This is a genomic window from Acinetobacter equi, assembly GCF_001307195.1.
In the GTDB taxonomy this organism is placed as follows: domain Bacteria; phylum Pseudomonadota; class Gammaproteobacteria; order Pseudomonadales; family Moraxellaceae; genus Acinetobacter; species Acinetobacter equi.
The window spans coordinates 2508200-2519775 of the sequence record NZ_CP012808.1 but is presented as its reverse complement, the minus strand read 5'-3'; the positions used below and the strand labels follow the sequence as shown (position 1 = coordinate 2519775).

At 36.1% G+C, this 11576-nt stretch carries 10 protein-coding genes; 8 read left to right on the top strand and 2 right to left on the bottom strand.

Annotated elements, in window-relative coordinates; all coding sequences use genetic code 11:
• The first annotated feature begins 16 nt into the window (after positions 1–16).
• Entirely contained in the window at positions 17–1732 is a 1716-nt protein-coding gene (locus AOY20_RS11955) for an AAA family ATPase (RefSeq protein ID WP_054582071.1), read from the top strand.
• Positions 1733–1780: 48 nt separating this feature from the next.
• Here the strand turns inward: AOY20_RS11955 and AOY20_RS11950 are convergent, their stop codons facing one another.
• Entirely contained in the window at positions 1781–2317 is a 537-nt protein-coding gene (locus tag AOY20_RS11950) for a PadR family transcriptional regulator (RefSeq protein WP_054582070.1), read from the bottom strand.
• Positions 2318–2447: 130 nt separating this feature from the next.
• On the opposite strand from AOY20_RS11950, the gene AOY20_RS11945 reads away from it, so the two are divergent.
• Entirely contained in the window at positions 2448–4472 is a 2025-nt protein-coding gene (locus AOY20_RS11945) for an FAD-dependent oxidoreductase (protein ID WP_054582069.1), read from the top strand.
• Positions 4473–4723: 251 nt separating this feature from the next.
• Here the strand turns inward: AOY20_RS11945 and AOY20_RS11940 are convergent, their stop codons facing one another.
• Positions 4724–5143, bottom strand: a complete 420-nt coding sequence (locus AOY20_RS11940) for a hypothetical protein (protein ID WP_054582068.1) — start codon at positions 5141–5143, stop codon at positions 4724–4726.
• Between the two features lie 225 nt (positions 5144–5368).
• Between AOY20_RS11940 and AOY20_RS11935 the strand changes: the two genes are divergently transcribed.
• The 6 genes from AOY20_RS11935 to rodA all read left to right on the top strand — a co-directional run bounded on the left by AOY20_RS11935 (position 5369) and on the right by rodA (position 11564).
• Positions 5369–7009, top strand: coding sequence for a CTP synthase (locus AOY20_RS11935; RefSeq protein ID WP_054582608.1), 1641 nt, complete (start codon positions 5369–5371; stop codon positions 7007–7009).
• 29 nt (positions 7010–7038) lie between these two features.
• Complete coding sequence (gene kdsA / locus AOY20_RS11930; RefSeq protein WP_054582067.1) at positions 7039–7896, top strand: 3-deoxy-8-phosphooctulonate synthase; 858 nt, start codon at positions 7039–7041, stop codon at positions 7894–7896.
• Positions 7897–7954: 58 nt separating this feature from the next.
• A complete protein-coding gene (eno, locus tag AOY20_RS11925) occupies positions 7955–9244 on the top strand; it encodes a phosphopyruvate hydratase (RefSeq protein WP_054582066.1) in 1290 nt (429 codons plus the stop codon).
• Positions 9245–9258: 14 nt separating this feature from the next.
• Positions 9259–9636: a septum formation initiator family protein gene (locus tag AOY20_RS11920; RefSeq protein WP_054582065.1), complete on the top strand. Its 378-nt coding sequence runs from the start codon at positions 9259–9261 to the stop codon at positions 9634–9636.
• Positions 9611–10321, top strand: coding sequence for a 2-C-methyl-D-erythritol 4-phosphate cytidylyltransferase (gene ispD, locus AOY20_RS11915; RefSeq protein WP_054582064.1), 711 nt, complete (start codon positions 9611–9613; stop codon positions 10319–10321). The genes AOY20_RS11920 and ispD overlap by 26 nt, the downstream gene beginning before the upstream one ends.
• A 103-nt stretch (positions 10322–10424) precedes the next feature.
• On the top strand, positions 10425–11564 hold the full coding sequence (rodA, locus tag AOY20_RS11910) for a rod shape-determining protein RodA (protein ID WP_054582063.1): 1140 nt from the start codon (positions 10425–10427) through the stop codon (positions 11562–11564).
• The last annotated feature ends 12 nt before the right edge of the window (positions 11565–11576 follow it).

The window sequence follows — 11576 nt, the reverse complement described above, 5'->3', positions numbered from 1 at the left end:
CAATGGTATAGGTCTTATGAAACAAGAAACTGCACTTAAATTACTTAAAGCAGGTGAAAATGTCTTTTTAACAGGCTCTGCTGGTGCGGGAAAAACCTATACCCTTAATCAATATATTAATTATTTAAAAGCGAGAAAAGTTCCTGTTGCTATTACTGCTTCAACAGGTATTGCTGCTACTCATATGAATGGAATGACAATTCATACATGGGCAGGTATTGGTATTAAAGATGCGCTTTCAGAAGATGATTTGAAGCGGATGAAAGAGCGTAAATATTTAAAAGAGCATTTAGAAAATGCCCAAGTGTTGATTATTGATGAAATATCAATGCTACATGCCAAGCAACTTAACTTAGTAAATAAGGTTTTAAAATACTTTAAAGAAAGTGATGATGCCTTTGGTGGTATTCAAGTTATTGTAGCAGGGGATTTTTTCCAGTTACCGCCTGTAGGTAAAAATGATGAACGAAATAGAGATAAATTCTGCTTTATGTCGGAAGCTTGGGTGGAAGCAAAATTTCGGGTGTGTTATTTAACTGAGCAGCATCGACAAGGCAATGATTATTTAAACGATATTTTGAATGCAATTCGTAGCCAATCTATTCAACAAGAACACTTACAAGCATTACAGCAAACACGACATCAAGATATTGGCGATACGTTTACACGTTTATATACGCATAATATGGATGTTGATACAATTAACTTGAAACATTTAAATGAAATTGATCAAGATATTCGTCAATTTGATGCGCAATGTGATGGTAATGAAAAACTGATCGAAACATTAAAGTCTTCTGTACGAGCACCTGAAACATTGGTTTTAAAGAAAAATGCCAAAGTGATGTTTGTTCGTAATAATTTTGATGTTGGTTATATTAACGGTAGCTTAGGCGAGGTGATTGGTTTTGAAGATGATGATGAATATGGTTGTTTACCTAAAGTTAAGTTGACAGATGGAACAACTTTAGTGGTTGAACCAGAAATTTGGTCTGTAGATAACGAGGCTGGTAAAACTATTGCAAGTTTTCAGCAAATTCCACTACGTTTGGCGTGGGCTATTACAATTCATAAATCTCAAGGTATGACTTTAGAAGCTGCTGAAATTAATTTAAGTCATACTTTTGAAAATGGGCAGGGTTATGTTGCTTTGTCTCGATTGAAAAGTTTAGAAGGCTTACGGTTACTTGGTTTTAATGAGCAAGCTTTAGAGCTTGATAGTTTGGCCATTAAAGCAGATCGTCGTTTTCAAGAATTATCAAATGAAGCGGAAAGTAAATTTGATACCGTTGATTTAACTGTTCAACATAAGGCATTCATTCGCCATTGTGGTGGTACGTTAAATGAAGTTGAAATTGAACGAAATGAAAAGAAAATAGCTAAAACTGGAAATAAAACAAATTATGCAGCAGCAACTTTAGATGAAACACGAGAGTTGTTTGAATCTGGTTATGAGATTCAAGATATTGCTGTAGAACGAGGTTTAACACCTGCTACAATTATTAATCATTTAGGACGATTGCATAAAGAGCAAGGTTTAGATATTTCAGTCGCGAGCCCTGGCGAAGAAGTTGTTGAACAAATTCGGAAAATTTATAAAAGATTAATGAAACGTAAAGATTCTCAACATTTTAATGATGATGGCTCTATTAAGTTACGTCCTATTGTAGAGTTAACCAGTCCGAAAATGGGTTATGATCAAGTGCGTTTAGCATTATTATTTGTTGAATAATAGATAGCTTTTATGTGAGGGAGAAGAAAGTATTTTAGATTGAAATCATCAATCAAATTGTTTCAATCGGGGAATAATTTCTTCTAACCATTTAATCCATTCTATTTCCATATTAATGCCAAGTTGTAAAATCATTTTATGAATATATAGTGTACGGCTTTGGTGCTCTTGCTGTGAAAAATCTTTTTTAAAAATAGCTTCGTAGATTGCTAACTTTTCTTGATGAATTTTTAAGTGATTTTCTAATTCAGGTAAAATTGTATTTTCACCCAGTTGCGCTTCAGCTCTTAAACGAACCATAAGTTCTTCACGCAATTGAGCTGGTTCGCTATGTTTTACCATCCACTGAACAAGTTCTTGTCTGCCTAAGCTTTCAACTTGATATGTTTTCTTACGCTGATTTGTTGTAGTGTCTTTTATTGTTGAAATCCAACCTTGTATAAGCATACCGCTAAGTTCACGATAAATTTGTTGATGTGTTGCACCCCAAAAAAATCCCATAGAGCGATCAAAACGCCGTGCTAATTCAATGCCAGTACTTGGTTTTTCAATTAGACTGGTTAATAAAACATGAGCTAAAGACATAACGAATCTAAAATAAAAGATGAGGATTATTATGCAACATGTTGCATAAAATGCAAATGTAGAATATAAAATATGCAACATGTTGCATTGATCAGAATAAAGTCAGCAGTTTGCGAGCAAGAGAGGGAATATGTCTAATTTTTCAAATTTATTAGCACCTTTAGATTTAGGATTTACTACATTGAAAAATCGTGTGCTGATGGGGTCTATGCATACAGGTTTAGAAGAGGCACCAAATGGATTTGAAAGAATGGCTGCATTCTATGCTGAACGTGCAAAAGGTGGTGTTGGGCTGATTGTGACAGGTGGTATATCTCCAAATGAACATGGTTTAACCTTTGCTGGTGGTACAAAGCTAGAAACGCTTGCAGAAGCAGAAAAGCATAAAATAATTACGCAAGCGGTACATGATGCAGGCGGAAAAATTGCCATGCAAATTTTGCATACAGGTCGTTATTCATATCAAGCAGAAATTGTTGCCCCATCCGCTATTCAAGCCCCAATTAACCCTACTAAACCTCATGCTTTAAGTTCTGCAGAAGTACATCAAACAATTGCAGATTTTGTAAATGCGGCTAAGTTAGCTCAACATGCAGGGTATGATGGTGTTGAAATTATGGGTTCTGAAGGGTATTTAATTAATGAGTTTATTGCAGCTAGAACGAATCATCGAGATGATGAGTGGGGAGGTAGTTATGAAAATAGAATTCGCTTAGCTCTAGAAATTGTAAGAAGAACACGAGAAGAAGTCGGTGAAAATTTTATTATTATTTACCGTCTTTCTATGTTGGATTTAGTGGAAGGCGCTTCTACTTTAGATGAAGTTATTTATTTAGCAAAAGCTATAGAAAAAGCTGGTGCAACTATTATTAATACAGGGATTGGTTGGCATGAAGCCAGAATCCCAACAATAGCAACAAAAGTACCAAGAGCTGCATTTACATGGGTCACAAAGAAACTAAAAGGTGAAGTGGGGATTCCTTTAATTACATCAAATCGAATCAATACACCTGAAATGGCTGAGTATGTTTTATCTTCTGGTCATGCAGATATGGTTTCAATGGCACGTCCTATGCTGGCCGATCCTTATTTTGTTTTAAAAGCAGAGCAAAATAGAAGTGATGAAATTAATACATGTATTGGTTGTAATCAGGCTTGTTTAGATCATATTTTTTCACATCAAATAGCAACATGTTTAGTGAATCCACAAGCTTGCCATGAGACAGAGCTAATTTTTAAATCAGTATCTGAACAAAAAAATATTGCTGTCATTGGTGCAGGCCCTGCTGGGCTAAGTTTTGCTTTGTATGCTGCTAAACGTGGACATAATATTACAGTTTATGAATCATCTAGACAAATCGGTGGGCAATTTAATATAGCGAAAACAGTGCCTGGGAAAGAAGAGTTTTATGAAACATTGCGTTATTTTAAACGTAAAATTGAACTTAATAAGAATGTTAAACTTATTTTAAATCATCCTGCAAAGGTCGATGAATTGTTGCAAAAACAGTTTGATGAGATTGTGATTGCAACAGGGGTTTTACCAAGACAATTAGATATCGATGGAATTGATCATCCTAAGGTTCTGTCATATTTAGATGTATTAAAAAATAAAAAAGCCGTAGGAAAGCGTGTCGCGATTATTGGAGCTGGTGGTATTGGTTTTGATACAGCTGAGTATTTATCACAAAGTGGGGAAAGTGTAAGTTTAAATCCTGAAAAGTTTTATGATGAATGGGGAATAGATCAAGAATATAAGCACGCTGGTGGATTAAAAGCTGCGCGAGTAGAGCCATCACCACGAGAAATTTATTTATTACAACGTAAAGCAGCATCTGTAGGAGCTGGTTTGGGAAAAACGACAGGATGGATTCATCGCATGGGGTTAAAACACCGTGAAGTGAAAATGTTAGCAGGTGTTCAATATAATAAAATTGATGACCAAGGTTTACATATTCTTGTGAATGATCAAGAAAAATGTTTGGAGGTTGATCATATTATTATTTGTGCAGGACAAGAACCTTATCTAGCAATGTATGAAGAATTAATTGAACATGGCTGTAAGGTACATCTTATTGGTGGTGCTAAAGAGGCAGGTGAGCTTGATGCAAAACGTGCAATTAGACAAGGTGCTGAACTTGCTACCATCATTTAAAGCAAATAAAGGAAGTGCTTAGCCATTTCCTTTTTTATTTATTTTTTAATATTAAATATAGAAAATGATTCTGTTTTTTACATTAGAGATTTGAGCCTTATAAAAATAGACTATTAGCAGAATAGATAAATAATTTAAAACGTATTTATCCACTAAAAAAGTAGATATGATATTGATATAAAATGAGTTTATGATTTTTCTAGGAGCATAGTTGAGCATCTATAATATAAGATGCTCAACTAATAAAAGTATTAATTATTTAATGCTGGTGTAGCAGCAGCAATTGCAGCAGCAACAGCATCATCTTCAGATTGTGAGCTTCCGCTACTTACTTTTTGCGTTGCTTGAGCAGGTGCAGGTTTACTTGCTGCTTCAGCAGTTGCTGGTTTTGGTGTCGGCGCTGGTGTTTCAACTGCTGTAGCTACAGGTTGAGGAGCAGTCGCAGGCTGAACTTCAGTTGTAGTCACTTGAATTTCAGTACGTTCAACTTCTACTTGTGTCGGAATTGTGATTTCTTCAACTTGTGTTGCTTCTAATGGCTGGAATTCAGCAGGTTCTGATACAGCTTGCGCTTGTTCCTGATCATTTTCAGTTGGTGATTCTTTTTTTACGCATGCAGTTAATAGTAAAGCAGTCGTAATTGCACCTAAGATTAAAAATTTTTTATTCATAATTGCACAAAACAGTATCATTGAAGGATAGTTTTATTATAACAGCAAAACTTATGAATAAAATGATGAAAAAATGTGATTTTATGAAGAGAATTTGATCAAAAAACAATCAAGTGTGAAATGATATGAGAATTGATGCGGAATGACTTTGCTTTATGGGTGCAAGGTAAAGTAAAATCGCACAACATTGTAAGCCGAATTAGGCTCGATTGTACGAGAAACCCAATGACCCATTTTATTTTCGTTACTGGTGGTGTTGTATCATCACTAGGCAAAGGTATTTCAGCTGCTTCAGTTGCTGCACTTTTAGAAGCCCGTGGTTTAAAAGTAACCATGGTCAAAATGGATCCATACATTAATGTCGATCCAGGGACTATGAGTCCGTTCCAACATGGTGAAGTTTTTGTCACAGAGGATGGTGCTGAAACTGACTTAGACTTGGGTTATTACGAACGTTTCTTACGTCGTGCGAAGATGACTAAGTTAAACAACTTTACATCAGGTCGCGTGTATCAAGACGTACTGAATAAAGAACGTCGTGGTGATTACCTAGGCGGTACAGTTCAGGTTATTCCTCATATTACCGATAATATTAAAGAACGTGTTCTTCGCGCAGGTGAAGGATATGACGTTGCTATTGTTGAAATTGGTGGAACAGTAGGTGACATTGAATCTCTCCCATTCATGGAATCTGTTCGTCAGTTAATGGTAGAGCTTGGTCACAAGCGTACAATGTTAATGCATTTAACATTACTTCCATATATCAAATCAGCAGCAGAGCTTAAAACTAAGCCTACGCAACATTCTGTAAAAGAATTATTATCTATTGGTATCCAACCAGATATTTTAATTTGTCGTACAGAACATGATGTTGATGCAGATACAACACGTAAAATCGCGTTATTCACAAATGTTGAAGCACGTGCCGTTGTTGTTTGTAAAGATGCGCGTACGATTTATCAAATTCCACGTACTTTCTATGAACAAAATGTTGATGATTTAATTTGTGAACGTTTTGGTTATAACGATCTTCCAGAAGCTGATCTTTCAGATTGGGATAACGTTGTAGAAGCATTACTTAACCCTGAATACACTGTACGTGTTGCAATGGTTGGTAAGTATGTAGAACTTCCAGATGCCTATAAATCTGTAAACGAAGCACTTTTACATGCGGGTATTCAAAACCGCGTAAAAGTTCAAATCGATTACGTAAATGCTGAAGAGCTTGAAAGCCAAGACGTTGCAGAAGTATTGAAAGATGCGGACGCTATTCTTGTCCCAGGTGGTTTTGGTGAACGTGGTACAGAAGGTAAGATGAAAGCAATCCGTTTCGCTCGCGAAAATGGTGTTCCTTTCCTTGGTATCTGTTTAGGTATGCAGCTTGCAGTAATTGAATATGCACGTAATGTTGCAGGAATTACTGATGCAACTTCAACAGAATTTAATCGTTCAACTAAATCTCCACTTATTGGTTTAATTACTGAATGGTTAGATGAGCGTGGTGAAGTACAACAACGTAATGCAGATTCTGATCTTGGCGGTACAATGCGTCTAGGTGCTCAAAAATCTGAATTGGTTGCAGGTACTAAAACTGCTGAGGTTTATGGTTCTGAAGAGATCATCGAACGTCACCGCCATCGTTACGAAATGAACAACCGTTATATTCCTGTTCTTGAAGAAAAAGGCATGAAAATTTCTGGTTATTCACCAGTGCAACGTTTAGTGGAAACTGTTGAAATTCCTGCACATCCTTGGTTTATTGCTGTACAATTCCACCCGGAATTTACAAGTTCACCACGTGATGGGCATCCATTATTTGCAGGTTTTATTGATGCAGCAAAAAAGCAGTATCAAAAAACTAAATAATGGTGCATAGAACAAACTAGGAAGTTTAAATGTCACAATTGAAACCACAAGAAATTGTACGTTTAGGCGATATACAAATGGCAAATCATTTGCCATTTGTACTATTCGGCGGCATGAATGTACTTGAATCTAAAGATCTTGCTTTTGAGATCGCAGAAACTTATATCGATATTTGTAAGCGTTTAGAAATTCCTTACGTTTTTAAAGCAAGTTTTGATAAAGCCAATCGTTCTAGCTTGAACTCTTTTCGTGGCCCAGGCTTAGAAAAAGGGATCGAGTGGTTAGCTGACATTAAAAAACACTTCAATGTGCCAATCATTACTGATGTACATGAGCCTTATCAAGCTGCACCAGTGGCTGAAGTTGCAGATATTATTCAACTTCCTGCATTTTTAAGCCGTCAAACAGATCTTGTCGAAGCAATGGCAAAAACAGATGCCATTATCAACATTAAAAAGGCACAATTCTTAGCACCACATGAAATGCGACATATTTTGCATAAGTGTTTGGAAGCTGGAAATGACAAACTCATTCTTTGTGAACGTGGTTCAGCATTTGGTTACAACAACTTGGTTGTTGATATGTTGGGCTTTGATGTTATGAAAGAAATGAATGTTCCTGTGTTTTTTGATGTGACTCATGCATTGCAAACACCTGGCGGACGCGCAGATTCTGCGGGTGGTCGTCGTGCTCAAATTACAACTTTAGCACGTGCAGGTATGGCAACAGGATTGGCTGGTTTGTTCTTGGAAGCGCATCCAGATCCTGAAAAAGCAAAATGTGATGGTCCTTGTGCATTGCGTTTATCGCAATTAGAGCCATTCTTAGCGCAATTGAAAGAATTAGATACCTTGGTAAAAGGTTTCAAAAAGCTAGATACACATTAATTTGTATATACATTGATGCTTTTAAAGCATTTGTTATTAATCAACTGAGGAATTGTTCATGAGCCAAATCGTTGACATTCGTGCACGTGAAATTTTGGACTCTCGTGGTAACCCAACCATCGAAGCAGACGTAATCTTAGAATCTGGCGTAGTTGGTCGTGCATGTGCGCCATCTGGTGCTTCAACTGGTTCTCGTGAAGCTTTAGAACTTCGTGATGGCGATAAAGCACGTTACTTAGGTAAAGGTGTTAAAACTGCGGTTAACAATGTAAACACTTTAATCCGTGATGCTTTAGTTGGTAAATCAGTATTTGAACAAAAAGACATCGATAATACGATGATTGCTTTAGATGGTACTGAAAACAAAGAAAAATTAGGTGCAAACGCAACATTGGCAGTTTCTTTAGCTGCTGCACGTGCTGCTGCGGAAGAGAAAAAACTTCCATTGTTCCAATATATTGCAAACCTTCGCAATAACACAATTTTAACAATGCCTGTTCCAATGATGAACATCTTAAATGGTGGTTCACATGCAGATAACAACGTTGATATTCAAGAGTTTATGATTGAGCCAGTAGGCTTTACTTCATTCTCAGAAGCGCTTCGTGCAGGTGCAGAAATTTTCCATTCTTTAAAATCAGTTTTAAAGAAACAAGGTTTAAATACTGCTGTTGGTGATGAAGGTGGTTTTGCTCCGAACTTACGTTCAAATGAAGAAGCAATCACTGTAATTCTTGAAGCAATTGAAAAAACTGGTTACAAAGCTGGTTCTGACATTATGCTTGCACTTGACTGTGCATCTTCAGAATTCTACAAAGATGGTCAATATATTCTTGCGGGCGAAGGCAATAAAGCATTCACAAGCAATCAATTCTCTGACTACCTTGCTGGTTTGGCGAAGCAATATCCAATCATTTCAATTGAAGATGGTTTGGATGAGTCTGATTGGGAAGGCTGGTCTTACCTAACTGAAATTCTTGGCGACAAGATTCAATTGGTTGGTGATGATTTGTTCGTTACAAACCCTAAAATTCTGCAACGTGGTATCAATGAAAAAGTTGGTAACTCAATTTTGATTAAATATAACCAAATTGGTACGTTGACTGAAACTTTAGATGCAATCTATCTTGCTAAAGAAAATGGTTACTCTACAGTAATTTCACATCGTTCTGGTGAAACTGAAGATTCTACAATTGCTGATCTTGCAGTAGGTACAGCAGCGGGTCAAATCAAAACTGGTTCACTTTGTCGTTCTGACCGTGTAGCAAAATACAACCAATTACTTCGTATTGAAGAGTTGACGAATGCTGCATATCGCGGTAAAGCTGAATTCAAAGGTTTGAACTAAGCGATAGCATCTGAATGTTAAATGTATTTAACTCTTCTATGAGTAAAGCATTGTTGGGCCTTGCGATCATTTTGATCGCAGGGTTTCAATATTTATATTGGTTCGGTGAGGGTGGTTATTTTGATCATCAACAATTGAATCAAAAAATACAACAACAAGCTGAATTGAACGATGAATTAAAGGAACGAAACCGTATTTTAGCGGCAGAAGTTTATGACCTCAAAAATGGCGTTGAAGCTATGGAAGAGCATGCGCGATTAGACCTTGGTTTGATTAAACCGCATGAAACCTTTGTTCAAATGAGTACAATCAGTACTCAATATAAACCAGTATATGTAAATCCATATGCGGCTGATCCTAGAACCAATGAAACAGAAGCAAATGCACAATAAAATATGGGCTATTATTCCTGCTGCAGGTTCAGGTTCTCGATTTTCCAAAACAGAATTAAAACAGTATCAAATTATTCAAGATCAAACCGTCTTACAACATACTGTTTCACGTATTAATCAATTAAATTTAGAAGGTTATGTCCTTGCTATTGGTGAGCAAGATGATTTTGCTCAAACTTTAGCTTTTGCATGCCAAGAAAAATTACATTTTTGTCTAGGTGGGCAAGAGCGTGTAAATTCTGTATTAAATGCTTTAACGTATTTGAGCACAATTGCATCAGAAGATGATTGGGTAATGGTACATGATGCAGCACGTCCATGTGTTGACTTGGCTTCTTTGGAAAGTTTAGTTGATGCTGCAATCATACAAAATACAAATGCAATTTTGGCAACACCTGTAAGAGATACATTAAAGAAAGTGGCAGAACATTCAGTGATTGATAAGACTGTTAGCCGTGAAGCATTATGGCAAGCTCAAACTCCACAAATGAGTAAAATTGGCATATTAAAAAAAGCTATTGAACATGCATTATCTTTAAACATGAATATTACTGATGAAGCGAGTGCTTTAGAATTTATGAATGAGAAGGTTTTATTGGTTCAAGGACGAGCGGATAATATTAAAATCACCTATCCTGAAGATCTTGTTTTAGCAAAGTTAATTTTAGAGTCACAAAAAAATTAAGCTTTATATTAAAAAAGAAGCAAGAGAGTATTTTAATGATTCACTCTTTAGAGCTTTAATCCTATAATTGGGTTTATATTTTCACTTACGATAACTGAATGAAATGATACCTTCCGAGCAGTATCGTTTTTTACGTCATGCCTTGCGTGATGGTAGAAGCATCAAAACAGAATCATCAAGCCGATGGACCAAATTACATTTAGATCCATGGCTCTTGTGTTTTCTTATTTTAAACTCACTTTTGGGCTTAATGGTTGTTTATAGCGCGACAGCGGAAGACTCGGGAATGGTGATTCGTCAAGCCATTAGTTTTGGTGTTGGATTTATTGCATTATTTATTTGTGCACAAATCCCACCGAAGGTATATCAATCGATTACACCTTATTTATATGTTATTGCTATTATTTTATTGCTTTTAGTTTTGGCAATAGGTGAAAAACGTTTGGGTGCTAGACGATGGATTTCATTACCTGGCATTGGAAGTGTACAGCCTAGTGAATTTATGAAGTTTGCAATGCCAATGATGATGGCATGGTATTTTTCATTAAGAGCATTTCCACCAAAGTTTATTCATATTGTATTTGCTTTTATTTTAATGATGATTCCATTTATTTTGGTGGCATTACAGCCTGATTTAAATATTGGATTAATTATTCCGGGAATATTTGTTCTCTTTTTAAGTGGTATGTCTTGGCGACTGATTTTAGGTGCTATTACTGGCTTTGCAATTGTTGCACCTGTGTTATGGATGTTTGTATTACAAGAATATCAAAAGAAACGTGTATTAACGTTATTCGATCCGGAATCTGACGCGTTAGGTGCGGGTTGGAATATCATTCAATCTAAAATTGCAATTGGCTCAGGTGGAATGTTGGGAAAAGGATTTACCGAAGGAACACAGTCTCATTTAGGATATTTACCTGAACATCATACTGACTTTATTATGTCGACTTATGCTGAAGAATTTGGTTTTGTTGGTGTTTTCTTATTATTTAGTTTATTCGCTGCCATTATTATTCGTTGTTTAATGATTGGAATGAATTGCTTTCATAATTTTGGTCGTTTATATGCAGGTGCGACAGGATTAACATTCTTTTTCTTTGTATTTTTAAATTCTGGAATGGTAAGTGGTATTCTACCAGTTACTGGTGATCCATTACCTTTAATGAGTTATGGCGGCACAGCCGTAATTGCGTTACTTGCAGGTATGGGAATTGTGATGTCTATACATACACACCGATAATCATATTAAAAT